Raw genomic sequence first — 24,796 nt, 5'->3', positions numbered from 1 at the left:
GATAGATTGCTATTTCACAACTAAGAAGCAAATCAGCTCAAAATCATCCAGTCCCGAAACCGCACTGAGCAGCGCAGTTGTTCCGCCGCTTTTGAACAGGCTGTCAATATCATTTTCTTCTTTCGCGTCAATAATGGAATTGATCGCCTCGCTCAGCAGCTCAGAGATTTCACCCATTTTGCGTCCGTCGTCTGTTTCGTCATTGAATCGTTTGCAAAGCTCTGCACAAGGCTCACCCTTGCCACGGCAGAGCAGACGCATGGTGTCGAGCAATCTCTTCGGATTGAGATAATCGCAGGCGATTTCACCTTCTTCACTGATGTAGACCATGTAGAAGGGGTGAATACGGTTTCGATTATCAATGTTTACACTGTTGTTGATGTTCCGAAGGACGAAAATCACACCGGCAGGAGAATCTTCTGTCTGCGCAACAACGGTGTGCAGACCCTTTGGTGCGGTTTCAATGTCCTCGTGCTGCTTCATATATTCGAGCAGATCAAGTCGGAACTCGTTGAGTCCCAAATCCATGATAGAAATACCGCTCGTCATATCCTCAATGTCCACAACTTCTTCTTGCAGCCGCTTGAGCTGCGCACGACGATATTCAAGGTCGCCTTTTTCCTCGGCATTGATCAGGTCATCGTCACCGGTAGAGGTCATGACCGAAATCTTCATGCGGGTTTCCACACGGCTTTTCAGGTTGATATACTCGTCGAGGTCCATATCCGGCCAGAAGTTTACGAGCTGGATATGGTCGTTTCTGCTTCCGATACGGTCAATTCGTCCGAACCGCTGGATAATGCGCACAGGGTTCCAATGAATGTCATAGTTGATGAGGTAGTCGCAATCCTGCAAGTTCTGACCTTCGGAAATACAGTCGGTTGCAATCAGAATATCAAGCTCATCGGTACTTCCGGGCAGGAGTACCGACTTTCCTTTGGAAACGGGTGAGAAACAGGTTAGAACCGTGTTGAGATCGGCTCGGAGCTTCGGAATGGTTGTTCTTCCGTCAACCGATCCGGTAATCTCTGCCGTTTCCAGCCCGAAATTCTCTTTCGCAAATCTGCTGACGTTTGCAAAGAGATAGTCTGCGGTATCAGAGAATGCCGTGAAAATAATGATCTTCTTATTGCCAGGATTGATGGGATGCTCGATTTTCTTCCGGATTAAATCAAACAATGTTTGCAGTTTCGTGTCATGCTCCGGCGTGATGTCGGCAATCATGAGGGACAGGAGTTCCAGATTCTCCGCATCCTTTTCCAGCTCGCGCATCCATGAAACATAGTCCATATCAGCGAGGTCAATTTTGACCTTCTTGCCAACGGAGAAGAAATCAGTGTTCTGATCGTCGTAATCAAAATCTTCTGTGCCGGAAATCTCTGTCAGATTCAAGACACAGTCTCCAGACTGATAATTTTTGATCGTCCCAATCGTATCGTCGATCAATTTTTTAATGCGATCAATCGTCAAGCGGAAAGAAGCGACTGAGCTTTCCAGACGCTTGAGAAGGTTGATGCTCATAAGACGTCGAATGCCTTCTTCACGCCCTTGCTGGGTCAGGCTGTTTCCCTTGTGGTGCGTCATGTCGATGTACTTTGCCAACTTCGACGGCATGATATAATTCGACGGCGTATAGATCGTCAGGCTCAACGACATAAGCAGATTGTAAATATCGTTATAGTTGATCGCATCATTCAAATCGGTCAAGCAGGGACGCAGGGAAACCGGCGGCAAACGCTCTGGGAATTTGCCGATATCAGAAGTGTTATAATACTTTTCGATGTGCTTTCTTGACCGCGCAATCGTCACGCTGTCCAGTAATTCAAAGAAATCAAAATCCAGCGTTCGCAAAAGCTCGTCCGTCGTGCGTTCTTCGGCAGGGAGCTTGCTCCATGCGTTGAAAGCTTTCTGTGCCTGGCGAAAGATTTCATCAATGCTCTTGGTCGTGTCGAGCTTTTTGTTCATCTGCGAGGCATCACCCTCATAAGCGAGTGCAAGCTGATTTTTGAGGTCGATAAACTTGTTGTTGACCGGTGTTGCTGAGAGCATCAGCACTTTTGTTTTCACGCCAGTGCGAACAACCTTATTGAGCAGTTTCAGATAGCGGTTTTCCTTTGCGTCCTCGCCGGACACCTCCCCGCCATTGCGGAAGTTGTGGCTCTCATCAATGACAACAAGGTCATAGTTGCCCCAATTTAGACGGTCAAGATCAATGCCATTCGACTGTCCATGCTCACGGGAAAGATCCGTATGATAGAGCACATCATAGCGCAGGCGGTCTGTGGCAATGGGATTGTTGACATAGTTGCCCTTGTATGTATTCCAGTTCTCAGAAAGTTTTTTGGGGCAGAGAACAAGCACAGATTTGTTGCGGTTCTCGTAATACTTGATGACGGCAAGCGCAGTGAAGGTTTTACCAAGACCTACGCTATCTGCCAGAATGCAGCCGTTAAATTTCTCAAGTTTACTGATGATGGCAAGAACTGCATCGCGCTGGAAGTTATAAAGCATTCCCCAGATTTTGCTTTCCTTGAAACCTGTTGCCTCATTCGGCAATTCGTCTTCGGAAATGTCATCAAGAAACTCCTTGAAAATGTTATAGAGCGCAACAAAGTAGATGTATTCAGGGGCGTTCTCACGATATGCAGCGGAAATATTCTCGATTACGACGTCAGTGACTTCCTGTAACTTCTTCTTGTCATTCCAGAGCTGTTCGAAGAGCTTGAGGAAGTAGTTGGCGTTTTCAAAACTCTCTGTCTTCTGCACCGGATAATAGGCGTTGTTGCCGCGCTCACAGCCGAGATCGACTGTGGTAAACCCGTTAATAGGCATATAGGTGCTTTCATCAACCGTCATAAAACCCATCATCTGCTCCTGGGTGACGTTCGATTTGAAAACCACCTTGTGCCGAATCCAGTCTGCACACTCTTTCGCAATCGCTTTCTGCGTCAGTTCATTACGGAGTTTTACTTCAAACTCCGTACCATACAGACTGCGCTCTCTGGAAATGCGAGGGATATAGAACTCCCGTTGCGCTTTGGAGGCTTTCTCAGTGATAAAGGTCGGAGAGGTGAAAATGAAACGCAGTTCCTCTATGCCTTCCAGTTGCTTTTTGAGTTCCTGATACGCATAGATTGAGAAGCAGGCCGCCGCAACAGACATCTTGCTGCCCTTTTGAATACCTGCTTGCAAGTCTTCTTTAACTGTTTTGTTTATGTTATCTATAATCAGCATTTCATCCCCCCATCGAGGCGCAAGACTACCTCTAATTTCTATAAACTGTACGAAAAACGGGACTCAGCCTTAGATCTCCACATTCCTACATCTACCGTCAGATTTCAGATTTGAATCATTTATCTGTAACAGGCGCTTCTCTCTTGGCAATCGCATTTATTCCCAGCAGCGTTTTCAGCACATTTATAATCTGCTCGTATTCAATACCCGCTGCATAGGTGAATTGTTTGCGGTACCTTTCCCACATTGTCTTGAGCTCTGGGCTTTCTTCGATATTCTGAAGAATGCCGGGAACATCCTCGATCTGTCGAGCCGTATCACGGTGATTGGCTGTTGCCTGTAGTGCATTTTCAAATACTGCTTGATCAAATTTCTGCGTTGTAGCCAATATATAGGCATCATAAAAATCTCTGGGACGGGTGTTGAACACGCTGCGCCGCAAGATGGTCTCCACTTTTTCCGCCATGACAGTTTCGATGTTATATGCCCACAGCTCGTAGGTTTTTTCGTCATCGAAAATCTCAGAGAAGTTGTACTGTACTGCATGAGGCGTGATGGCATCGCCAGTGGACACATCGATACTCAGCGGAGTAACAATTGTGTCAAACCATGCGTTCAACATAACCCGGTATCCGCCGTATATGTCATCTTCGCGGATGGGTGAAATGGTTCCGATCTCAAAAGAGACACCATCGTCAAAGCGAATTGCGCAGATCTGCTCCAGTGCGCTGTGGATGGCATCCGGTGTGAGAGGCAGGTTTTTCAGAGTGGTATCCAGATCCATTGTAGCGCGATTATCCAGCCCGACGATGGCAGCCACCAGCATACCGCCCTTCAACACGAACTTTTCCCTGTAATCAGAGACAGACAGGCGCACCAACAGGCGCTCGAACATATAGTTCTGCAAAATGACCTGTGCAGGAATATTCTTCTTTTTTGCAATGTTTCGGATTTTCGCTTTCAAGCTCATTGCATTACTCATAGAAGTACCTCCAAATACTGGCGCAGGACATTGGCCACCCGCATCTGTTTTGCATAAAAGTTCAGTTTGTTTAGATCCTTTTGGGGATCTGCCGCATATAACTTCAAGGCAGCGTGAAACGTTTCTGTTCCGAGTTTGTTGCGGCTGCGAATTACGTCGCAGATCGTACGCTCTAAGTCGTATGTGGGGACTTCGTTTCCGGCAGGTGTTTTCAGCATTGTTTTACCGAGTTCAAACAATTCAGGCTTGATATAATACACCTTACATTCCGACTTGATTGCCGCAGACGGAATACAGTCAGACGGTGCAGTGACCGTATGTTCAAATGGTGTGCGGTCGGAAATACCGTGAAGGTACAGGGCCGTTTCGTGCGAAAAAATAACTTTGTTGGAACGGTTGCTGATGGCCAGCAGCTCGTCCTGTATGTCATCGGGCAGAATGTATTGGCCCTTCACGATACGATGAATTCTATTTTCCTTGCACAGTTTGTAAAGCACTGCTTTTGAGATACCTCTCTGTGCAGCTATTTTCGTCTCGATAATTCCACCATGTGTTTTGGCAATAGCGGAGAGCTCAGTCATGTAATCCACACAATCACCTCGGTTACAACGATTCAATAATATTATATTTGCAGTTATGATAAAAGTCAACGTCCTTTGGGAGTCAATCGTAAAATATTTATTCTGAAATCACGATTAAAGTCAATTACATTTCGCGTGTTCAAGCCTCTTCCCCATATTCTGACAAGCTGCCCCTTAAGATGCCATCAGAATTAAGGAAAGTTTTTATTCTTTGCCTATAGCGATACAAATTTTGCTCCTCCTATCCCTGCACAAAGGAGTTGCTTAACCTCTCCGTCAGAGCTACAATGCCAACACCTGATAGCGAGGACAAAGTGAACGGAGGTCAGATGATGAATTACGAATCAGACACATTTCAGGACTATGAATCCATCACCATTGATGAGCTGAAAGAGCAAACCAACAACTTACTGGACCGGGTAACAGAAGAACAGCACCCGCTGCGCGTATTCATGAATGACGGCAAGGTGCTCCTGCTGTTCCCACAGGATCTGCTCGCCCCAATCTGCGATTCTAATTTTCGCTTGATCCTGCTATCGGCAATGCGGTATGCGATGGACAGAAACACATATATGCCCATAGTAGTCGCCGATTATATCAAGCGTCACCGTCAGTTTTTGGATGATAAGTTTCTCGTTTTGGCTACCGATGATATTCGTCGACAGCTTGAAGACTATGCAGAATATGATCCAAATTCAAATCTCTGGCGCAGTCTCTTAGATGCACTCAAAGCAGAGCAGGAGGAGCGCGCTACTCGTCAAGCGAGAAAAATTAGGCTTTGTCCGGTCTGTGGGAAGCCATTGGAAGTTATGAGTATTACCAGCAACCGGCACTCACCTGGTGGCTTTGATGTGATAGCTCGCTGCCAAAATTGCCATTCTAATTATGAGTGGTTCTGCGACAAGGATGGCGGCGTCACAGATATAAAAGAACATTTCTTCGGATAAGGCGAGTGTGAATCTCAGTTAGAATCTTTTGGGGGTATATCTTTGTCTATAGCGATGCAAATTCTGCGCCGCCTATCCCTGTATAAAGGACTTGCTTAACCACCTCATCAGAGGTACAATGCGGCAAACCGGAGCGACTAATCATCTGTCCGCGTCACTCCGTCAAACCATAAAAACCGCTTTCTGGCCCCTGTCACGAGGGTGTTCAGAAAGCGGTTTTTGACCACATGTTTGACTACAGACAGCCGTGGAGTGTGCGGAAACAGTGGAGTCAAGAGTTGCGAATAGCATCTATAATAAAGCAAAAGCGGCTATAAAGCGTCGGAAAAAGTAGAAAAATTTTTATTCAAAAGTTTGGGAGCAAGATGCCGGGAGTTCGAGTCTCCCCACTCGGACCACTTTTCGCAGAAAATCCGCCTATTCAGGCGGATTTTCTGCGTTTTTTATTCTGCTTTTGCGGTTTGGACGATTGCTGTTCAGCGGTGATTCAAGGAACAGAAAAGCGGTGAGCGCATGAGTGATGATAGCCGCCGAAACTGCTAAATCCCTAACCCATCCCTAACGGGTGCAACTCGGTATTTTCGCCGCAGATACGACGGAATCTTGAATTTTCCAGCATTGTCGCCTATAATAATTCTACGGTAGGCCTTTGTGCCGCCAAGGCAGCCGTATGGGTGATTCCCATGCGGCTTTTATCTTATCAGATATTGCAAAAGAAGCGTGCGCTGTGTTCAAAGAGAGAGGGAACTCATTGTAAACGAGGAGTTATTTATGGATTGGATAACTGCAATAAAAGAAATACAGAAGGCACAAGAAGATGATCGCTTGGTAATTTTTGTAGGAGCCGGAGTCTCTAAAAACTCAGGTGTACCTGCATGGTGGGATTTAATAAAAAAGTTTGCAGATGAGCTTGGCTATAGCCGATGCGATACTTGTAAGAAAAGAACCGCAGATTGTCCCAAGGCAGATTGCAAAGACCAATACGAATACACGCAAGATGAGTTTCTTCGCATCCCTGAGTATTACTATCAGCAAGATACCTCTGAAAACCATGCCGATTATTTTGGCCTAATCCAGAGTACATTGCATAGTGATAATGGCTCCAACCCAATTGATGATGAGATTTTTTCGGTCTTTCCGCACCATATCATTACGACCAATTACGATTCGCTCCTTGAGAAATCTCAATCCGTAAATTCCTTGTTATATGCTGTCGTAACTCAAGATAGCGATCTACTTGCAGAGGCAAGTGACCGTTATATTATCAAAATGCATGGCGACCTTGAGAAAGCGGACACTATTGTTCTCAAAGAAAATGACTACATCAAATATGAGCAAGAACACCCTTTGATTTGTACCTTCATCAAATCGCTTCTTGTCAATCACACATTCGTTTTCCTCGGATATTCCCTAAATGACAATAACCTCAACTTAATCATTGGATGGATCAATTATTTTAGGGAACTTCACGGCATAGAGGCCCGTCCCGCAAACTTTTGGATTGACTCAAAGCCCGCCACACCATTTGAACAGGCTCGGTTGGAAAACAGAAATATTTATGTTGTTGACCTTAGTTCTTTGCCTTCAGATTTAGAAGTAAAAGCAACTATCCCTGCTTCTATCACTAATGACACCGGGCGAAAACTTTTTACTTTCCTTCGCTGCATCACGAATCCCAAAATTACTTATCAGCATATTCCGCTTGAAGATCGAATTGTTGAGAAGTATCAGCTATTAAAGTCGTATTCTAAGATTTCACACCAAGATCTCATAACGGTGCATCCACTTGGTCGGACAATATTTTTGGACACGGAACTCATTTTCTATGATAAGCCGTGGTATGAATGTATTCAAAAGCTCTTATCTGGCGGCGATTCTACCGTTTCTGATATCTATAGGCGCGCTGGTATATCCGCAATTCAATTCTACGGAGACGATTTGATGTTCCCTGTTCCGGGTGCCTATAATCCTATAGATTCTCTTTCCCAGTTGTACCTTGACAATGACTACATCGCGCTAAATACCGAGATCGAAACCTGTGAAGATTTAGTCCAGAAAATGTACTATAGTAATTTACTCGGCAAGGATAAGAAGCATATTGAAAAATTGCTCTCTGCTATTACTGAAATAAATCCTCCTGACGATTATATTTCTATTTTACTATCTAAAATGCGGGCGCGTATTGCAACACTTTCCTATTTTGAACGACAGGAGAATAAAACCTTAGAACTGCAAAGGGCATTCAATATGTCTCCGCCTGAGCGATACAAAAACGCTGTATCCTTTTTAAGAATGTTATTTGACTCTCCAGCAAAGAATATGCAGAAAATGGCAGATGTTCTTACCAAACACGAAAAGAGGTACGCATTTAATAACAGAACTACCTATTTCGATCATCCACACATTTATTTATGGGAATTGAAAGCCTATGCTTACGACTACTATTTCTTTTTCAAAAAAAATGGAGTTCCGCTTGACTACTTTTCAGAACCCAAAGAATACTTTAGTTATTATTTGAAGGCGTTGCTCTGTTCGTACTCACCTCAAAAAAAAAACACGGATTTCTTGGGCATCAGAGCTCATACAGAGGAATGTAATTATCCAATTAGCGAAGTGGATTTGGATATGCTCGTAAAATTTACTTCACCTAAGACTCTGAAATCCTGGTTGGAAAAATATTCAGTACAGCATTTGACAATCGAGGACGAAATCGATGTTACTCAAAAATTTATAAACCTATGTGCCAGCATGTCTCGATTCAGAATCAAATATTGGACAGAACAGATTCATAGCTTTATAATGATTCTCTGTTTGACCGACTTGGATGAATCCAGCATATGTGCTGTTTTTAAGGCTTTGGCAGGAGTTGTTACAGAAGCAGCAATGTCGGCTCCCGTCATGGCAGAAAATAGTTTTGATGCTATTGATCTGGCTATAAATCATATGTTAGTTAATGGCCACTGTGCAGAAAGGACTTTGCTCCTTGATGCACTTTTGACAGACGAAATTTTCTCTTTACTCATAGAGCGAAAAAACAGTTCGTTTGGACACATCCTTAGGAAATTCTCCGACGAGATATCGGAAGAAGTCAAAAGACGAATCCGACAACACATCGATGCGATTGAGGATGTGGCTCAAAAGGTAAAACAACTGTACTTCTTCAGATACTTTTACACAAAAGAATTCTGCCGTTCCTTTTTTCAAGAGCATTTTGATTATCTGTCATCTGAACAGTGCTATAGCTTGCTGACAGGTCAATTTATACCATTCGAAAAGAAGTGCTGGGCAAAATTTATCTCTACTTTAGAAAAACAAGATGCTGCAAGGAAAGCACAGCCAGGGATGCGTACTTTTCCTGACTGGTTAATGGTGACCATTGAAGAGTGCATGATCTTAAAGCTATTAGGATTTGATATAGACCTTACTTCGTTAGAGCCCTATGTCCATTACTCCGAACATCTTTCCTTCATGGTAAATCCAGAGGCTTTCGACTACTCTCAGGTAAAAACCGAGAATTATATGTGGCAAAATCTCATATACTCCAAAGAATATCAGCCTTACTTTGTTAAACACAAAAGCGAGGTATTGTCTGATGATTTGAGAAAAAGCTTTGACCTGGGTATTGCAACCGAGGAGCAGCAAAAAATCGTATATGGTATTCTATTGGATCAAGATGAACTTCAACGCTTTTGATTTACGGTTTCGACAGAAAAACGATGCCCAAGGGACAAACTCGCGTCCCTTGGGCATCGTTTTTTATCCCACCCTCTCAACCGGTATCACCTTGCACTGGATCTCCTCCGGCGGGTCGGGAGACTCTGCTGCGGCGGGATCAGCCGTCTGCTCCGCGGCCCATCCCTTCCTTCGGATGGTGGAAATAAATCATTCGATCTGCTATACTTATTATGTCTACAGATGCCGCGGATTCATAACATGGACACAGAGAAGTCAGAAAGGAGTGCTGCAGCATGAAACAGGTGCTTGCCGCCGCGTTGTCACTTCTGCTCCTGCTGAACCTGACTGCCTGCGGTGACACGTCTGCGCAGGTGGAAGAAACGCAGACACAGCAGACGGAGTAGTTCGTCTTTACCCGCGAGAACTTCCCGCGGCTCAACGGCTCAACTGCAATGGTACCCCTGGGTCAGGCCATCGCAAGCGTCCTGTTGGGCGAGACCCGCGAGGAGGTCGCCGACCTGATCAACTTCTCCCGCACCACACAATCCTATCGGGAACTGATGTACGGGCAGGCCGACCTGCTCATTTCCGGTGCACCGCCTGAAGGAATTTACGCCGAAAAGGAGGAGCAGGGCTTTGAGTGGGAGATCTCCACGTTTGCGGTGGATGGACTGGTATTCATCGTCAATCAGGACAACCCAGTCGATAACCTCACCACCGAGCAGATCCAGAAGATCTACTCCGGCGAAATCACCAACTGGAGCGAGGTGGGCGGCGACGATGTGGAGATCGTCCCCTTCCAGCGCAATGAGGAGGCCGGCAGCCAGACGGCAATGAAAAATCTGGTCATGGGCGATATTCCGCTGATGGAGGCGCCGACGGAATATGTCAGCGGTGCAATGGGAGACCTAGTTGAAGTGGTTGCCTCCTACAATGACTCTGCCGCGGCCATCGGCTATACCGTCTATTACTACGCGCATGACATGAAAATGGCGGACGGGCTCAAGATCATCGCGGTGGACGGCGTACAGCCGAACGAAGAGACGATCCGCTCCCATGAGTATCCTTTCATCAACGATTCCTATGTGGTCATTCCGGCCGGCCTCGCTGATGACGCACCCGCCAAAGTCCTCTACGACTGGCTCATGAGCGAGGAAGGTCAGAAGCTCGTCGCTCACGAGGGTTACGTGAGCACGATGGATGTGGGGGATGCGCCATGAAGAAACTGATAGCAGCATGGCTGCTGCCGCTGCTCCTCCTCGCAGGCTGCGCTCCGCAGGCGGAAACATCCGTCGTCCAACCTGATGACACCGGATCGCCTGTCTACACCGACTGGTCGAAGCTCACGCCCTATGAGCCGCAGAGTCCGGTCTACACCTACCATGCGGGTTACTGCGGGGCAGACCGATTCCAGCCGCGCGACGACTATGGCGCGCTGCTCCCCTACATCGGCAGGTATGCCTCCATGGAGCAGTATGTCATTAACACCCTGCCCTTTTACGGGCTCGTGACCAGCAGCGGCGAACTTGTGAGCGATCCTGTTTACGCGCGAATCAACTTTTTTGACGACTTTCTCATCCTCTACCGCGGTGACCCTGAGGGCGTCAGCGGCGGGGACTCGTATTCCGGCGGTGCATTTTCCCGCACGCTTGCCGCCGCGGATGGCCGTTGGGCGCACGAGCTGACGGACAGCTACAATGTTTCCAGCGGCAAGGGCCTGCTGCTGACCGCGACGGCCGACGGCTCCCTCGACCTTTGGAATTCGGATGGGGAGGTCACGACGCACTTTGACAGCAGCCTGTTCACACCCTGGTTTGGGGAGGATTTAGACTGGGGAACAGAAGGCGGTCCCTTCATTGACTGGACAGACGACAAAGTGGGCTATGCAGTATCCTACTTTGCCAATGGCGAATATCTGGATCAGGGTGTTCGTCTCTATCTGGATTTTACAGACGGAACCGTCACGGACACGCCGCCTACGGGCTACAGCGCCGAAATCGACTACGAAGCGATCTCCGCCAATATGCCAGACCCTCCGGAGGTCAAGGGCTGTCAATATCTTGAGTCGGTCATCGATCCGGTGACAGGCGAGACTTATTTTTGCGGATATTACCGCAGCGGAGAAAACGGGGACGGGAACTACGCCCTATTTGACAAGGAGGGCCGGCTTTTGACGGAAAACTGTGATCTGACGCGCTTTGAGACTTCGGTCATTGTCCGGGCGGGCCTGTGTTCAACGATAGAGGACGGCTGTTTCTGCTTCCGGTCTCTTGCCGACAATGCCCTGGTGTTCCGCTGCCAGATGCAAACAAACACAGACTGATCTGTACAAGGGGATCGGCACACCGCCAAATGCAGCCATATTTACTGTCCTTGTCCCGAAGCTGCGGCTTGGCCTTGTCGGAGGCTGCCTTGTCATCTTGACTGGGCGGCCCCTGCGGGGCGTGGCCGCATCTTTCGCTTTATTCGCTGCCCTTATCCTTGGGAGCCTCCGCCTTGGCAGGGGCGGGCTGATCCTGCGCCGGAGGAGCAGCTTTAGCAGGCGTTGCCTTTCCCGACGTGGGGGGATTGTCTACCTTCCCGGCGTTGGGAATACTCTTTTTGTCGTCAGCCGCCGAAAAGCCTCCTTCGTTGTGAAACAGAACAAGCCAGCCCGATGGCTGGCTTGTTGGGAGTACCCATCCTTTCTCGTTGCGATATATGAAAACGCCGCCCGTAGTCCCGTTGGGCGGCGTAATTCACAAAATACAGATGGATAATTCTTCCCATATTTGATATTATATATTCCAATAGAGCACGAATATAAAGTGATATTTTTTGGAGAAAAATAACCATGTCAGTTTTGTTTTATAGTATAGCGAAACAAGCGATAACGCCTATTGTAAAACCTTTGGAGTTTCGTTGCCGAGGTCGCTTTTATTACAGAATAATTGATAATGTTGTACAGCAGTTTTGCTTGTTATGGCTAAATCACGATTTTACAATCAGGTTTAATATTTCTTCCGTATATGCAGATAATGACAGACTTATTGAGGGCAATGAGGTTGCCAAGATAATCAACGGAAGCAACAATATGTGGTTGGGACAGCGGTTGGTGCAGGGCGAACTGCAACAACAATTTTCTTTGCAAGGGACTACTGCCAGCCTCTTCCCTCATTATATCGATTGTGCAAATACTTGCGTGGACGTGCTTATTAACTATTTAATTCCGTGGTTTGAAAAAGCGTGCAACTCCGCTTCTGCCTATAAAATGGCGAAAGATGCAAATATCTTTCTTACCATTCATCAAGAACCGGACTCGTACGAAAGTCTTGGCTTTTTGTTAGACCAGCAACGATGGAAGCAGAGCGCTGCACTTATCAAATACTATTTGGATAACAGCCATCTTTACAATCAAAAATGGTGGATACCACGGGAACAAGAATATCAACAACTTTATGAAGCTCTTGTAAATATGGACACTGCTTATATCAAACAGTACATGGACGGTAAAAAATCGGCAACTTACCGTTTATTCCGCTATAAATTATGATTACCGTTTTTTGATCTGCAAAGCAAAAGGCGGGAGCATCGTGATAGATGTTCCCGCCTTGTTCATGCTTTGTTTTGCCGCTCGGCCTGTTGCATCGCTGCTCCAAGTTTCCCGATTCCAAGGAGGATCGAACCGCACAGGGCAGGCAATCATAGCCCGTTTTCCTGCCCTGAGACCCGCAATGCCAAGCGAACGGCCTTTGGCGCGCTGGTGTTGTTAGTCTTTGCTGCTGACCGCGCTGATTGCAGGATCCTGCCTGCTCTGCCGGCGGGTAAAATAAATGTAGAATCCCACATTCAAAATGATCCCGACCACGGTGGATACCGGGGCGGCAAGGCCGATCCTGGTCAGGCTGGCGTTGGGCTGAATGCTCATGAAATACGCCATGGGAAGGCGGACGAGAAGGGTCTGGACCAACCCCTGGATCATGACCCAAAGGGTCTGCTGGTTTCCGTTGAAGTAACCGACCATACTGAACAGGACGGCGGTGGCGATGGTCTCCGGGGCGAAACCTTTCAAGTATTCAAAGCCCTTTTGAATGACCGCCGCATCGGTGGAGAAGAAGCCCGCCAGCACATCGCCCTTCAGCAGGACCAGAACAAAGACCACGCAGCCGAAGCAAAGACCCACACCGATCCCGGTAAACATGGACTGCTTGGCGCGCTTGGGATTGCCGGCGCCCACATTCTGAGACACGAAGGATGCCATGGACTGCATGAGGGCGCTGGGGATCAGCATGGCGAAGTTGACGATCTTGCTGGCCACGCCGTACCCGGAGGAGGCCTCCAGGCCCAGGCGATTCACAAAGGCGCACAGCGCCAGGAAGGACAGCTGCGTCAAGCACTCCTGCAGCGCCAGGGGCAAGCCGACGGCCAGGAATTTGCGGCACTGGGGATTCAGCCGGATATCTTTTCGGCTGAAGGTGAACGGCAGCTCCTTTTTCAAGAGCAAGACCACCGCGCAGACCACGCTGACGGCCTGCGCAATGACCGTGGCCAGAGCCGCGCCCGCGGCGTCCATTCCGAACCCGGCCACCAGCAGCAGATCTCCGAAAATGTTGACCACACAGGCCACCAGGACGAACAGAAGCGGAGACCGGCTGTCGCCCAGTCCCCGGAAAATGGCGGAGAGCACATTGTAGGCAACGATGAAGAAAATGCCGCTTCCGCAGATGCGCACATAGCTTACGGTCAGATCCAGCGATTCTGCGGGCGCCTGCATCAGCACGGAGATGGGGCGGGCGAAGCAGACCAAAACAATGCACAGCACCACCGAGATCAAAGCAAACACTAAAGCGGCTCCGCCCAGGACGGGCCCGATCTGCTGCGGCTTTTTCTCACCCAAGTACCGCGCGATCAACACCGTAATGCCCATGGCCAGCTGCGTCACGACGAATGTGACCAGATTCAGGACCTGGCTTCCCGTAGAGACGGCGGAGAGGCCGGACGTGGATCCGAAGCGGCCCACGACCAGCAGGTCCACCGCTCCGTATGCCGCCTGCAAAATAAGGGCGCCGAGAATGGGGACCATGAACAAGAGCAGCTTCCTGAGAATATTGCCCTGAGTAAAATCCGAGTTTTTCTTATCCAACACAAACGCTTCCTTCCGACATGACACGATAGAATTTTTGAATGGTCTGAATGGTGCGGTCGGCGTCTTCCTGGGAAATATCGCTCAGGAGCGGCGCCAGACGGCAAAAATACTCCTCGTTGTATATTTGAGACAGCTGCTTTCCCGCCTCGGTGACGGAAATATAGGTGATGCGTCCGTCGCTGGGGGAGGCGTGCTTGCAGAGGAAGCCTTTGGCCTCCATCTCTTTCACCGTCCGGGTCACGCCCGGCCGGGGGAGATTCAGCGTATCGCTGATGTCAGAGATCTTTACCTGCCTGCCCTGCTGCTGCAGAGTCTGGATCACGTCCAGATACGTGATATACGCCGGCGTCACGCCCTGGGGCAGCGCCGGGAGCAGATCCCGGATGCGCTTGGCCAGATAGCAGGCGTCCAGCAGCGCTTTGATCGTTTTCGGTTCCATGTTGTCCCCTCCATATAGTTACCTTTGGTAATTATAGTGGAAATACTTTTTTTGTCAACCCCTGCGCTGCCGTCAAAGTGAACGAAGTCCGTTTTCCGACCTGTTTGATCGAAAAACGGACTTCTCGTTACATTTATACGGATTTACTTCCGCTTTTCAAAAGCGGCCTTGACGCGCTCCCGTCTCCTGCCTTATCTTTGATATAGCGACGCAAACAGTTGGGGTGGATGGCCCGGAAAACAGGCCATGTTACTCTCCGTTGCTTGCGGCAACGGGCCGCTTTGCCTACAATGGGGCCGAAAGGAGCTGAGCCCAATGTTGAACGAAAACATCAAAGCCATCCGGAGATCCAAGGGCCTTTCCCAGCAGGAACTGGCCGTCAAGGTGAACGTGGTGCGGCAGACCGTCTCGAAATGGGAGCAGGGCCTGTCCGTCCCGGACTCCGACCTGCTCATCGCCCTGTCGGAGGCTCTGGAGACGCCCGTCAGCACCCTGCTGGGGGAGACGGTGGCGGAGTCGGAGGCGGACGAGATCAAGGCCCTCTCGGAAAAGCTGGAGATCATCAATCTGCAGTTTGCACGGAGAAAGGCCATGCGGCGCTCGGTTCTCCACTGGCTGCTCGTCGCGGTGTGCGTGGGCATCCTGGCCGTGGCTGGAGTCCTGGCGGCGGTGAACAGCCCCTACCTGGGCTGGGATTACAGCGCCCCGGAGACTGCCGTCATGGGGGTGGTCCTCCACGCCTTTGAGTGGGGCTTTGTCCGGCTGGCGCCCTTTGTCCTGACCGCGGCGCTGGTGGGCGTATTTCTGACACGGAAAAAAGCATAAGACAGCGGCCTCCGGCTTTTCGCCGGAGGCCGCTCTTGCGTCTTACTTTACCCAGTGGACCACGGCGTCCCGCAGGAAGCGGGCGCAGCGTTGCCGTCAATCAGACAGCAGCGCAGTTCCACTGGCGATTTTTTCTTTTACAGCACAAACCGTCTCCTGGACAGACTGGCTTGTCGTTTCGATCACATTTGATTCATAGATCCCCAGACGGCAAAACTGCTCCCACATGGTTTCCACCAGGGCAACATTCGTTTTCCTGTCCAGTTTTGAGCGTTCCACGGCCCGCTGCATGGTTTCTTCTTTGCTGGCCCTCAGAACGATGTAGTGTACCTCATACCCCTCTCGAACGATAGCCCGCCACGGCTCCAAAAACCACGGACCCACAATTCCATCCACAATGACATCATACCCGCCACTGGCATATCGCTTTGCAGCTGCCAGGAAAGCTTCTATGACAACGGCATTCTGCTCGTTGGACTCCGGTAAATGGGGTAGGATCGCGCCTTTGCTCAAATAGTGAAAAAAGTCGTCCGTGTGCATATGTACGGATTTCGCCAGATCGGATTCTTTCGCGACAATAGACGCGGTGGTCGTTTTTCCGGTCCCCGGCGAACCTGTAATCACAATGATTCTTCCTTGATTCATCCCGATTCCTCCTCACAGCTCAGGCCTGTTCCGCTGTTCCTGCCGCTCGATTTCCTTTTGTCCTCCGTTGAAACCGGCCAGCGGCTTTTCTGCCGACGAAATGACAGCGTCAGGCGAAATGTTCAAAGATGACCTACTTCCCGCTGGAGCCGCTCCAGAAACTCCGCCGCCGGGATGCCGTCCAGCTGAGTGTGGTGGAACTGGAAGGACACCGGCAGGGTGGCCCGCAGCCACTTTTTCCGGTACTTGCCCCAGATGAGGAAGGGGTTGTTGTAGCATCCGGCGTAGATGTTCACCGCGCCGTCGATCTCGTACCCCGCCAGGGCGGAGGTTCCGATGACCATGTAGTCCTCGCCCAGTTCATAGCTCTCTCCGCTCTCCCGGACCTGCCCGGTGAGCGTCCGGTAGTCCCGGTCAAACTGCTCCAGGTTGTCGGAGACGGGGATGTCACAGGTGGCGATACCGCCGTTCCGGGTGGCTACCACCGTATTGACGGCCAGGCGGTCATACTACATCAGCTTGTCGCCCACCGGAAGCAGGTAGAAGTCCTCCATCCCGGCCGCCGCCTTTCCGATGCACCAGCAGAGGAGCATATTGAATTTGCTGCCCCGCTTCCGGCTCCGGCGCACCAGTGCCGTCACATCCAGGGTCTTCATCAGGGTCACCATGGGCATGGGGGCCTTCATCCACAGCTCAAAGGCCAGCGCCCGGGAGGTGCTTTTGGGATCAACTTCTCTCATACGCTTCTCCATTCTGCTCGTCAAATCCGGTTCGGTCGGCCGGGGAAAGTGTTTCTTATCATAACACAGCGATTGAAAGACGGCAACCGCTCCCTATGTCCCAAACACAGAACTTGTGCTATAATAACCCCAAAGACACTTATACTTCGGCACATCACAAGGAGGAATCGCCATGCGCAAGAATTTTGGAGCCAAGCCCTGGACCTATCCCCAGCCGGTCTTTATCCTGGCTACCTACAATGAGGACGGTACTCCCAACGCCATGAACGCAGCCTGGGGCGGCATCAGCGAGGACAAGGAACTGAGCATGTGCATCAGCGAAGGTCATAAAACCACCGCCAACATCCTGGCACGCAAGGCCTTTACCGTCAGCATGGCCACGGCGGAGCAGATGGTTGCCTGCGACTACGTGGGCATCGAGTCCGGCAACCAGGTGGCGGACAAGGTGGCGAAGGCCGGCTGGCACACCACCAAGTCGGAATTTGTGGACGCGCCTCTCATCGACGAGCTTCCCATGGCGGTGGAGTGCCGCCTGGTGAGTTACGACCCGGAGAGCTGCCGCCTGGTGGGGGAGATCGTCAATGTGAGCGCCGACGAGTCCGTGCTGGACGAGGCCGGAAAGATCGACCCGGACAAGCTGCGGCCCATCACCTTTGACCCCATCCACAACGCATACCGTGTGCTGGGCGAGAAGGTGGGCAACGCCTTCCACGACGGCGCCAAGCTGAAATGACCGGCTGATTTGAACCGAAATAAAATGAGGGACGGAGGCCACGCCTCCGTCCCTCATTTGTTTTGGTAGCAGGTCATTGCCATAGGTTAAGACATCAACGGCAGACATTCTGCCGATAGCTAGCCAATACCGGAATTCCATTTTAAGAAAATGTGTAAAAAAATAAGCGGCAAAAAGACCATCACAACGCAGATTATCAGTGTAGTATTCTTAATAATTCAATTTAACACTTTCCTGTTATTTCCCTGGGATACGATGACACTCGTCCAAATACTTGTGTGCAAATGATATCAGTGTGAGAATATCAAGCGCTTTTGTTTCATCAGTTTTCCAATTGACTTTCGGAGTATGTGCTGCTGGATTTCTGACTAAATGAAAAATTGCCTCAAGCAACTCCTTCAAGCCTATGAATTCACTACGTTCGCTTTCTGTTTTCATTGCGTTAAAAAAGATATAGGGCTTGTTTTGCGAAAACGCAGTTTGAAAAAGAGTTCCACCATCTGTAGTCAACCCTGAAATCTGTCGAACACGTTCGGCTAGCCCTTTTGCCGCTTCAAACACGGCATCATAATAGTCTTCCCTCAAGTAGTCCTCAATACAGTATTTCCGCACTTCGGAATGTATGGCACGGTCATAGAGAGCTTTCTTTAGGTGGTTTACTCTCTGGTCAACCTCAGTAAGTGTGTGTGCCCGGGATACTTCTTTTAATCTTCCACTTTGATCAATCGATAAACCAGCGAAGAGCAGGATTTTATTTGTTTCCTCCAATAAATACATATACTTTTCCCTGCTATCAGCGTTTGTATATAGAGCAGGGTTTAATACGGCCTCCAAAAAAGAGAATACCTTGTTAAATGAGTGGCTGTTGTCTATCTCTGTTGCTAAACAACTATAAAGCCAGTCCCTTTTATTTAATCCTGTGGTATATCCCCATTGACTACGAGAGGAGCCAACATCAACGACACAAATCCCACATTGACATAATAATGCGGTCAACTCTCTTTTGGTCAATCCTTGAGATGTATGAGCCACAACACCACAAAGCGAATTTAATTGCTGTTGATCTAAACTGCGAACAATCTGACTCATATAGAACACCTCATTTGCTGATTTCATACGGACATTTAATAATTTTATCAAGGAAGTCCTTCTTTGTCTATTGAAAATCCGCTTTTTCAATAGTGGTATTTCATCAGAGAATAGTTTGAGGCTACTTCAGTTCCCCAGAAACCGCCCCGACTCTTTCCCATCCCCGCTCCTAAAACGGATGACAAAACACCGATTCGTTGCTATACTGAATGTTGGACATCGTTCGACTTTGGCCGGGCGGCGCGGGCAGGAACGGTCCCGCGCCCGGCGTCCCATACAGAAGGGGGATACCATGAAACAGATCAGCAGGATCCCGTCGGCCTCGTTTTTGCTGGTGGGCGCTCTTTGCATTTTCTTTCCCTCCCATGTGGCGGGCGTACTGCCCTTCCTGCTGGGCGGCATCATGCTGATCGCGGGGATTGTGCACGGCGCGGCGTACCTGCGGGACAAGCGCTTCCTGGAGGACGAGCCCCAGGGGATCGGCCCGGACATCATCCTGGCGGTCATGGGCGTCGCGTTTTTGTGCGCGGGCTCCGAGGCCGTGGGGCTGATGGGCGTGGTTTGGGGGATCATCGGCCTGCGGAAAGCCGCCGGGACCATCGACCAGGCGCTGCGGCGGATGTACCGCCACCAGCCGGCGCTTCTCCTGGCCACGGAAGCGGCGATCCGGATCGTGCTGGCCCTGTTCGGCGTGTTCCGCTGGTTCGGAGATTTCCTCCCCCACATTTTCGGAAGCACGGTCCTCTTTTCCGTGGCCATGGTGCTGTATCTTCTGAACAGCCGGCTGGACGCCTCGGCAAAGCTCACCTGGCTTCTGGTCATCACGCTCCTGCCGGTGTTCGGCGCCCTGATGTACCTGTTCACCCAAAGCGACCTGGGCCACCGCACCCTGCGGAACCGGGCCGCCGACATGATGGAGCAGACCAAGGACCTGCTCACCACCCCCGCCGATACCATGGAGCGGCTGGAACAGCAGGCCCCCGGCGCCGCGTCGCTCGCCCGCTACCTGGACCGGTGCGGCTCCTTCCCGGCCTACGAGAACACGGCTGTGACCTATTTCCCCCTGGGCGAGAAGAAGTTCGAGGAACTGCTGCGGCAGCTGGAACAGGCGGAGCGGTTCATTTTCCTGGAGTATTTCATCGTGGACGAAGGCCTCATGTGGGGCCGCATCCTGGAGATCCTGGCCCGCAAAGCGGCCCGGGGGCTGGACGTGCGGGTGATGTACGGACGGGACCTGCGAGCTGTCCACGCTTCCCCGCGACTACCCGAAGCGGCTGCGGAAACTGGGCATCCGCTGCAAGCCCTTCGCCCCCATCGCCCCGTTCGTCTCCACCCACTACAACTACCGGGACCACCGGAAGATCCTGGTGATCGACGGCCACACCGCCTTTACCGGCGGGGTGAATCTGGCGGACGAGTACATCAACCGCATCGTCAAGCACGGCCACTGGAAGGACACGGCCGTCATGCTGCAGGGCGAGGCCGCCCGCAGCTTCACCCTGATGTTCCTGCAGATGTGGAATCTGGATGAAAAGACGCCGGACTTCTCCATCGTGTCGGAGATCCCGGCGGCCGCCTCTCCCGAGGCGAAGGGCTTCGTCATCCCCTACGGGGACTGTCCCGTGGACGCCGACCATGTGGGGGAGCAGGTGTACATCGACATCCTGAACCGGGCGCAGAGATACGTGCACATCATGTCCCCGTATCTGATCCTCGACGGCGAGCTCGAGTCCGCCCTGACCTTTGCGGCCAAGCGGGGCGTGGACGTGCGGCTGATCCTGCCGGGCATCCCGGACAAGTCCTTCCCGTATGCCCTTGCGTTCACCCATTACCCGGCGCTTCTGGACGCCGGGGTGAAGATCGGGGAGTACACTCCCGGATTCGTGCACGCCAAGGTCTTTGTCAGCGACGACGCCGAGGCGGTGGTGGGCACCATCAACCTGGACTACCGCAGCCTCTACCACCACTTTGAGTGCGCGGCCTATCTGCGGGACGTCCCCTGCATCCCCCAGATCCAGGAGGATTTCGAGGACACGTGGAGCAAGTGCCGCATGGTGACGCGGGAGAGCATCCGGAAGGGCAGCTTCTCCCGCTGGCTGTGGGGTGTTGTCCTGAAACCGCTGGCCCCGCTGATGTAGCCCCCGGCAAATCACAGAAAAGAGGTCCTTTCCATGAGCGGAACAGAGGAGATCGGCTGCTGCGGCGCGTACTGCGGGACCTGCCGGGAGTATCGGAACACCTGCAAGGGCTGCAAGACGGGGTATCTGGACGGCTCCCGGGACCTGAGCCGGGCCAGGTGCAAGATGAAGAAGTGCTGCCTGGCCAGAGGCCACGTCACTTGCGGAGACTGTGGGGAGTACGAGTCCTGCGAGATTATTCAGTCCTTCCTCAACCACCCCGGCTACAAATACGGCAAGTACCAGCAGGCGCTGGACTACATCCGCGCCCACGGCCACGCCGCCTTTCTGAAAGCCGCGGAGCACTGGACAGGCGCTTACGGCAGGTACCCGGAACAAGACCCGAAATGAGAACAAGGGCCGCCGAAGATCCACGGATCTTCAGCGGCCCTTATCTTTGATATAGCGACGCAATCACTGCGTCCGGATTGCCCCGGAAACCGGCTTTCACCGGCTGCCCTAGTCGGTAAACTCCACCTCCAGCTGCTCCTTTGGTTGGCCCGCGTACTGCCGGGACTCCCGGAGCCGCTGCTCCAGGTCGGCGATCTCCTGCCGGAGCTGCTCGCGGTCCTTGGTCCGGTTCAGCTCCAGAAAGAGGTGGTAGCGCTCCTGCAGGGTCTCGGCTCTGGGGGCGAAGGAGATGACCTGGTCGCCAATCCGGTTTCCCTCCAGCTCGTTGCGGCAGATCTCATCGTCCAGGACCGCCATGTAGAGGGCGTACCGGGTGAACTCCCCCAGGGGCATCCGGATCATCCACTTCCAGCAGGCGGCGATGCCGACCACCGCGGCCAGACCGCCCACCAGCGCGATTTTGCAGCCTTTCTTCATGTCTCTTTATCCTCCGATGTTCTGAATGTTCTGCCCGGACTGTTCCTCCAGGAAGCGGCGGAATTCCGGGAGGCTGCCGCCCTCCAGCGCCGCCTTCTCGAAGGCCAGGGCGTGGTCCTTTCCCATGACGAAGACCAGGTGCGTCCCGGTCTCCGCCAGGGCCAGGATCCTGTCATACTGCCACCTGGACTCCGCCGCAGCGGTCTTTACCAGGAAGTGGTCGGGATAGAAGGCGGTGTCGGCGGCATCGGTGCCCGGCAGGGCCCTGCGTCTGGCGAAATAGCCGTTGATGGCGTCCTCCTTCCAGCCGATCACCAGCAGGGCGACAATCACCGCGCAGTCTGCCGCCGTCTGCCAGACGTTCCCCCAGGAGATCCAGAGGGACACGGCGAGAAGGGCGATGATGATCCAGGCCCAGATGCGGACCATGCGGCTCCGTTTGGCCCGCACGGTCTTGCGGACCGCCCGGGCCATGGCGGTCAGCGCCTTTTGATCGTACTTGGTGTGACAGGTGAATTCCATACGTACCTCCGCGGCTGAATTCTGAAAGTGGGCCTCATAATACCAGAGAAAGCCGCGGGAGAAATGAACAGTTTCTGAATTCTTTGACCGGCCTGCCGGACCTGGATACGCTTTCCCGTTGTGCTTCGGTGCAGTTCCGCTTATAATGGAGGCAAGAACAGCAAAAGCGCGGCGTTGAAAGAGCCGCGGGACGGAAGGAAGCGAGCACGACCGATGATCTTCTATTTTTCCGGAACGGGCAACTCGGCGTGGGCGGCCCGGCAGCTGGCCCGCCTCACGGACGATACGGCCTGTGACATTACGCAGCTGAACGAACTGCCGGATCTGACGGATGCCCGGCAGATCGGATTTGTCTTTCCGATCTACGCCTGGGGCGTGCCGGAGATCATGGCAGACTTTGCGAAAAAGCTGCCCAAGACCCAGGCATTTACCTTCGGCGTGTGCACCTGCGGAGAGGACGCCGGCCACGCCATGAAGCGGTTTTCCCGGCTGTACCCGCTTAGCAGCAGCTACAGCCTGGTGATGCCCAACAACTACATCGTCGGATCGGACACCGACGGCGAGGACGAGATCCTGAAAAAGATCGCCGCCGCCCGGGAAGAGCTGGGGCGGATGGCCCAGGAGATCCGTCGGCAGGAGAGGGTGTACCGGGTCCGCGAGGGGGCCATGGCCGGGTTCAAATCCGGCCCGGTCAACTACGGATTCAACAAATTCGCCCGCAGCGCCAAGCCCTTCTTTGCCGGAGACAGCTGCAACGGCTGCGGCCTCTGCGCCGCGAACTGCCCGGCCCACGCCATCACCCTCCGGGAGGGGAAGCCCGTCTGGGCGGCCCAGTGTTACCAGTGCCTGCGCTGCATCAACGAGTGTCCCCAACAGGCCATCCAATACGGAAAGGCCACGGCCGGACGGCACCGCTACACCATCCGGGCGTATCTTCCCCAGGACGAGCAGTGAGGGAAGCGGACATGAAAGGGAAGCGAATGCCCCGGCGGAAAAAGCTGCTGCTGGCAGGGGGGATCGTCCTGCTGGTCCTGGCTGTCCTGACGGGCGCCTTTTTCTGGTATGTGTCGGATTACTACCCGGCGGACGAGATCGCGCTGGAGGTGTTGGCCCAGGACAGCACCATTGAAGTGCAGGACGATCTGACGATCCTCTCGCCCTCGTACCCCACGGACACCGCCGTCATCTTCTATCCCGGTGCCAAGGTGGAGGCGGAGGCCTATCTGCCCCTGCTGGAGCAGATCCGGCAGACCGGCGTCACCTGCATCCTGGTCCACATGCCCTTCCGCATGGCGATCTTTGACGCAAACGCGGCGGAAGATGTCATGGAGCAGTTCCCGGATATTCAGCGCTGGTACATCGCCGGACACTCCATGGGCGGCGCCATGGCCTCCCGGTTTGCGGCAAGCCACCCGGACGAGGTGGACGGCCTCATCCTGCTGGGGGCTTACATCTACGGCGACTACCCGCCGGAAAAGACCCTGACCGTCTACGGCTCTCTCAACCAGAGCGTGGAGGACCACATTGACTATACGGAGAACGTCGTGGAGATCGAGGGCGGCAACCGCGCCCAGTTCGGCAACTACGGCCCCCAGAAGGGGGACCTGCCCGCGACGATCTCCGCGGAGGAGCAGCAGGCCCGGACGGTGGCCGCCATCGAGGAGTTTCTTGAGGAGGCCGCTGCGCAGACTTGAGGAGGGATGCGGGATGTTTTTCAGGAAAAAGCGGGAGACACGCACCTACGACCGGGAGACCCAGGCGCCCGTGATCCACGCCAGCATCTGCACAGGTGAGAAGGTGGCGGGCTTTCGGGACCTCCGCACCGGACGATTCACCGAGATCATGCTGATCCGTACCCCCGGAGACCTGGAGGAGTTCCGCCGTCTCTACGGGATCGGCGAGGGCGAGATCACCACGCAATACTGAAAGCGGAGTGTCCGGAAATCGGACACTCCGCTTTTTTACAGATCTCTTCGCAGATACACCATGTCCACCAGTTGAACCCATAATCGGAAAAGACAATTTTACTCGCCTTTTGCACAAAATGAGATTCAAAAATAGGGGTTCGCCACTGCTCCCAGGAAAAACGCTTGCCTTCATAAGGAGCGTCCTCCTTTTTGTTTTCTATAACGCGGATTTTGATCGGTTGGACATACTATTCAAACAGTCATTGTTATTTCTGATCTTAAGTAATTTTGAGAATAAACCTCTGGTATAACTGCTTTTTTGATTTCATAATTACACACAGACCCAC

General features: G+C 52.1%; 23 protein-coding genes and 1 pseudogene. 13 read left to right on the top strand and 11 right to left on the bottom strand.

Going from position 1 to position 24,796, the window contains the following annotated elements:
- Positions 1–9: 9 nt before the first annotated feature.
- From DN611_RS12455 to DN611_RS12445, 3 genes are all read right to left on the bottom strand, one after another.
- Complete coding sequence (locus DN611_RS12455) at positions 10–3,234, bottom strand: helicase-related protein (protein ID WP_119311533.1); 3,225 nt, start codon at positions 3,232–3,234, stop codon at positions 10–12.
- Positions 3,235–3,349: 115 nt separating this feature from the next.
- Positions 3,350–4,216 carry a nucleotidyl transferase AbiEii/AbiGii toxin family protein gene (locus DN611_RS12450; protein ID WP_333637346.1) on the bottom strand — a complete coding sequence of 289 codons (867 nt, stop codon included), beginning with the start codon at positions 4,214–4,216 and terminating at the stop codon, positions 3,350–3,352.
- Complete coding sequence (locus DN611_RS12445; protein WP_333637362.1) at positions 4,213–4,797, bottom strand: type IV toxin-antitoxin system AbiEi family antitoxin domain-containing protein; 585 nt, start codon at positions 4,795–4,797, stop codon at positions 4,213–4,215. Before DN611_RS12445 ends, DN611_RS12450 begins: the two co-directional genes overlap by 4 nt.
- 329 nt (positions 4,798–5,126) lie before the next feature.
- Here DN611_RS12445 and DN611_RS12440 point away from each other — a divergent pair, with 329 nt between their 5' ends.
- The 5 genes from DN611_RS12440 (at position 5,127) to DN611_RS12420 (ending at position 12,951) form a co-directional block, all read left to right on the top strand.
- Entirely contained in the window at positions 5,127–5,744 is a 618-nt protein-coding gene (locus DN611_RS12440) for a hypothetical protein (protein ID WP_145985103.1), read from the top strand.
- A 771-nt stretch (positions 5,745–6,515) separates the two neighbouring features.
- Positions 6,516–9,437, top strand: coding sequence for an SIR2 family protein (locus tag DN611_RS12435; protein WP_119311531.1), 2,922 nt, complete (start codon positions 6,516–6,518; stop codon positions 9,435–9,437).
- 470 nt (positions 9,438–9,907) lie between these two features.
- The gene (locus DN611_RS12430; protein WP_160117440.1) at positions 9,908–10,639 is read left to right on the top strand and encodes a PstS family phosphate ABC transporter substrate-binding protein; all 732 of its coding nucleotides are present in this window, start codon (positions 9,908–9,910) and stop codon (positions 10,637–10,639) included.
- Positions 10,636–11,742, top strand: a complete 1,107-nt coding sequence (locus DN611_RS12425; RefSeq protein WP_119311529.1) for a hypothetical protein — start codon at positions 10,636–10,638, stop codon at positions 11,740–11,742. Before DN611_RS12430 ends, DN611_RS12425 begins: the two co-directional genes overlap by 4 nt.
- A gap of 510 nt (positions 11,743–12,252) precedes the next feature.
- Positions 12,253–12,951 carry a hypothetical protein gene (locus tag DN611_RS12420; protein WP_119311528.1) on the top strand — a complete coding sequence of 233 codons (699 nt, stop codon included), beginning with the start codon at positions 12,253–12,255 and terminating at the stop codon, positions 12,949–12,951.
- Positions 12,952–13,167: 216 nt separating this feature from the next.
- On the opposite strand, the gene DN611_RS12415 is transcribed toward DN611_RS12420, so the two are convergent.
- Positions 13,168–14,541: an MATE family efflux transporter gene (locus tag DN611_RS12415; protein WP_333637345.1), complete on the bottom strand. Its 1,374-nt coding sequence runs from the start codon at positions 14,539–14,541 to the stop codon at positions 13,168–13,170.
- The gene (locus DN611_RS12410) at positions 14,534–14,983 is read right to left on the bottom strand and encodes a MarR family winged helix-turn-helix transcriptional regulator (RefSeq protein WP_119311527.1); all 450 of its coding nucleotides are present in this window, start codon (positions 14,981–14,983) and stop codon (positions 14,534–14,536) included. The genes DN611_RS12415 and DN611_RS12410 overlap by 8 nt, the downstream gene beginning before the upstream one ends.
- A gap of 315 nt (positions 14,984–15,298) precedes the next feature.
- Between DN611_RS12410 and DN611_RS12405 the strand changes: the two genes are divergently transcribed.
- Positions 15,299–15,808 carry a helix-turn-helix domain-containing protein gene (locus tag DN611_RS12405; RefSeq protein WP_119311526.1) on the top strand — a complete coding sequence of 170 codons (510 nt, stop codon included), beginning with the start codon at positions 15,299–15,301 and terminating at the stop codon, positions 15,806–15,808.
- A 96-nt stretch (positions 15,809–15,904) separates the two neighbouring features.
- On the opposite strand, the gene DN611_RS12400 is transcribed toward DN611_RS12405, so the two are convergent.
- From DN611_RS12400 to DN611_RS17055, 3 genes are all read right to left on the bottom strand, one after another.
- Positions 15,905–16,453: an AAA family ATPase gene (locus DN611_RS12400; protein ID WP_119311525.1), complete on the bottom strand. Its 549-nt coding sequence runs from the start codon at positions 16,451–16,453 to the stop codon at positions 15,905–15,907.
- Positions 16,454–16,575: 122 nt separating this feature from the next.
- Entirely contained in the window at positions 16,576–16,938 is a 363-nt protein-coding gene (locus tag DN611_RS17060) for a CatA-like O-acetyltransferase (protein ID WP_333637344.1), read from the bottom strand.
- A gap of 24 nt (positions 16,939–16,962) precedes the next feature.
- Entirely contained in the window at positions 16,963–17,193 is a 231-nt protein-coding gene (locus tag DN611_RS17055; protein WP_333637343.1) for a hypothetical protein, read from the bottom strand.
- A gap of 172 nt (positions 17,194–17,365) precedes the next feature.
- On the opposite strand from DN611_RS17055, the gene DN611_RS12390 reads away from it, so the two are divergent.
- A complete protein-coding gene (locus DN611_RS12390; protein ID WP_119311524.1) occupies positions 17,366–17,926 on the top strand; it encodes a flavin reductase family protein in 561 nt (186 codons plus the stop codon).
- A 237-nt stretch (positions 17,927–18,163) separates the two neighbouring features.
- Here the strand turns inward: DN611_RS12390 and DN611_RS12385 are convergent, their stop codons facing one another.
- Positions 18,164–19,015 carry a TIGR02391 family protein gene (locus DN611_RS12385; RefSeq protein WP_160117439.1) on the bottom strand — a complete coding sequence of 284 codons (852 nt, stop codon included), beginning with the start codon at positions 19,013–19,015 and terminating at the stop codon, positions 18,164–18,166.
- A gap of 178 nt (positions 19,016–19,193) precedes the next feature.
- On the opposite strand from DN611_RS12385, the pseudogene DN611_RS17050 reads away from it, so the two are divergent.
- The 3 genes and pseudogenes from DN611_RS17050 to DN611_RS12375 all read left to right on the top strand — a co-directional run.
- Positions 19,194–19,823: pseudogene (locus DN611_RS17050) on the top strand (hypothetical protein); the annotation flags it as partial.
- 658 nt (positions 19,824–20,481) lie between these two features.
- Positions 20,482–21,153 carry a phospholipase D-like domain-containing protein gene (locus DN611_RS17045; protein ID WP_333637361.1) on the top strand — a complete coding sequence of 224 codons (672 nt, stop codon included), beginning with the start codon at positions 20,482–20,484 and terminating at the stop codon, positions 21,151–21,153.
- Positions 21,154–21,186: 33 nt separating this feature from the next.
- Positions 21,187–21,543 (top strand): DUF3795 domain-containing protein, encoded by a 357-nt coding sequence (locus DN611_RS12375; RefSeq protein ID WP_119311522.1) that lies wholly within the window; start codon positions 21,187–21,189, stop codon positions 21,541–21,543.
- 108 nt (positions 21,544–21,651) lie between these two features.
- Here the strand turns inward: DN611_RS12375 and DN611_RS12370 are convergent, their stop codons facing one another.
- The gene (locus DN611_RS12370; RefSeq protein WP_119311521.1) at positions 21,652–22,020 is read right to left on the bottom strand and encodes a hypothetical protein; all 369 of its coding nucleotides are present in this window, start codon (positions 22,018–22,020) and stop codon (positions 21,652–21,654) included.
- A 6-nt stretch (positions 22,021–22,026) separates the two neighbouring features.
- Positions 22,027–22,542: a YcxB family protein gene (locus tag DN611_RS12365; protein ID WP_119311520.1), complete on the bottom strand. Its 516-nt coding sequence runs from the start codon at positions 22,540–22,542 to the stop codon at positions 22,027–22,029.
- A gap of 213 nt (positions 22,543–22,755) precedes the next feature.
- Between DN611_RS12365 and DN611_RS12360 the strand changes: the two genes are divergently transcribed.
- Genes DN611_RS12360 through DN611_RS12350 form a run of 3 tightly spaced genes read left to right on the top strand, consistent with a single transcriptional unit; the run spans position 22,756 to position 24,468 of the window.
- The gene (locus tag DN611_RS12360; RefSeq protein ID WP_119311519.1) at positions 22,756–23,496 is read left to right on the top strand and encodes an EFR1 family ferrodoxin; all 741 of its coding nucleotides are present in this window, start codon (positions 22,756–22,758) and stop codon (positions 23,494–23,496) included.
- Positions 23,497–23,507: 11 nt separating this feature from the next.
- Positions 23,508–24,236: an alpha/beta fold hydrolase gene (locus DN611_RS12355; RefSeq protein WP_119311518.1), complete on the top strand. Its 729-nt coding sequence runs from the start codon at positions 23,508–23,510 to the stop codon at positions 24,234–24,236.
- A 13-nt stretch (positions 24,237–24,249) separates the two neighbouring features.
- Positions 24,250–24,468, top strand: a complete 219-nt coding sequence (locus DN611_RS12350) for an aspartate dehydrogenase (protein WP_119311517.1) — start codon at positions 24,250–24,252, stop codon at positions 24,466–24,468.
- Positions 24,469–24,796 lie beyond the last annotated feature (328 nt).

It is taken from the genome of Oscillibacter sp. PEA192, from assembly GCF_003574015.1.
Lineage (GTDB): Bacteria > Bacillota > Clostridia > Oscillospirales > Oscillospiraceae > Oscillibacter > Oscillibacter welbionis.
This window is presented reverse-complemented; position numbering and strand designations above follow the sequence as displayed.

Excerpts from the sequence above, each read along its gene's own strand:
- DN611_RS12420 (WP_119311528.1), top strand. The coding sequence starts at position 12,253 with ATGTCAGTTTTGTTTTATAGTATAGCGAAACAAGCGATAACGCCTATT.
- DN611_RS12400 (WP_119311525.1), bottom strand. The coding sequence starts at position 16,453 with ATGAATCAAGGAAGAATCATTGTGATTACAGGTTCGCCGGGGACCGGA.
- DN611_RS17045 (WP_333637361.1), top strand. The coding sequence starts at position 20,482 with ATGCTGCAGGGCGAGGCCGCCCGCAGCTTCACCCTGATGTTCCTGCAG.
- DN611_RS12370 (WP_119311521.1), bottom strand. The coding sequence starts at position 22,020 with ATGAAGAAAGGCTGCAAAATCGCGCTGGTGGGCGGTCTGGCCGCGGTG.
- DN611_RS12365 (WP_119311520.1), bottom strand. The coding sequence starts at position 22,542 with ATGGAATTCACCTGTCACACCAAGTACGATCAAAAGGCGCTGACCGCC.
- DN611_RS12405 (WP_119311526.1), top strand. The coding sequence starts at position 15,299 with ATGTTGAACGAAAACATCAAAGCCATCCGGAGATCCAAGGGCCTTTCC.
- DN611_RS12435 (WP_119311531.1), top strand. The coding sequence starts at position 6,516 with ATGGATTGGATAACTGCAATAAAAGAAATACAGAAGGCACAAGAAGAT.
- DN611_RS12450 (WP_333637346.1), bottom strand. The coding sequence starts at position 4,216 with ATGAGTAATGCAATGAGCTTGAAAGCGAAAATCCGAAACATTGCAAAA.
- DN611_RS12390 (WP_119311524.1), top strand. The coding sequence starts at position 17,366 with ATGCGCAAGAATTTTGGAGCCAAGCCCTGGACCTATCCCCAGCCGGTC.
- DN611_RS12425 (WP_119311529.1), top strand. The coding sequence starts at position 10,636 with ATGAAGAAACTGATAGCAGCATGGCTGCTGCCGCTGCTCCTCCTCGCA.
- DN611_RS17055 (WP_333637343.1), bottom strand. The coding sequence starts at position 17,193 with ATGAGAGAAGTTGATCCCAAAAGCACCTCCCGGGCGCTGGCCTTTGAG.
- DN611_RS12360 (WP_119311519.1), top strand. The coding sequence starts at position 22,756 with ATGATCTTCTATTTTTCCGGAACGGGCAACTCGGCGTGGGCGGCCCGG.
- DN611_RS12375 (WP_119311522.1), top strand. The coding sequence starts at position 21,187 with ATGAGCGGAACAGAGGAGATCGGCTGCTGCGGCGCGTACTGCGGGACC.
- DN611_RS12440 (WP_145985103.1), top strand. The coding sequence starts at position 5,127 with ATGATGAATTACGAATCAGACACATTTCAGGACTATGAATCCATCACC.
- DN611_RS12410 (WP_119311527.1), bottom strand. The coding sequence starts at position 14,983 with ATGGAACCGAAAACGATCAAAGCGCTGCTGGACGCCTGCTATCTGGCC.
- DN611_RS12455 (WP_119311533.1), bottom strand. The coding sequence starts at position 3,234 with ATGCTGATTATAGATAACATAAACAAAACAGTTAAAGAAGACTTGCAA.
- DN611_RS12385 (WP_160117439.1), bottom strand. The coding sequence starts at position 19,015 with ATGAGTCAGATTGTTCGCAGTTTAGATCAACAGCAATTAAATTCGCTT.
- DN611_RS12355 (WP_119311518.1), top strand. The coding sequence starts at position 23,508 with ATGAAAGGGAAGCGAATGCCCCGGCGGAAAAAGCTGCTGCTGGCAGGG.
- DN611_RS12350 (WP_119311517.1), top strand. The coding sequence starts at position 24,250 with ATGTTTTTCAGGAAAAAGCGGGAGACACGCACCTACGACCGGGAGACC.
- DN611_RS12445 (WP_333637362.1), bottom strand. The coding sequence starts at position 4,797 with ATGACTGAGCTCTCCGCTATTGCCAAAACACATGGTGGAATTATCGAG.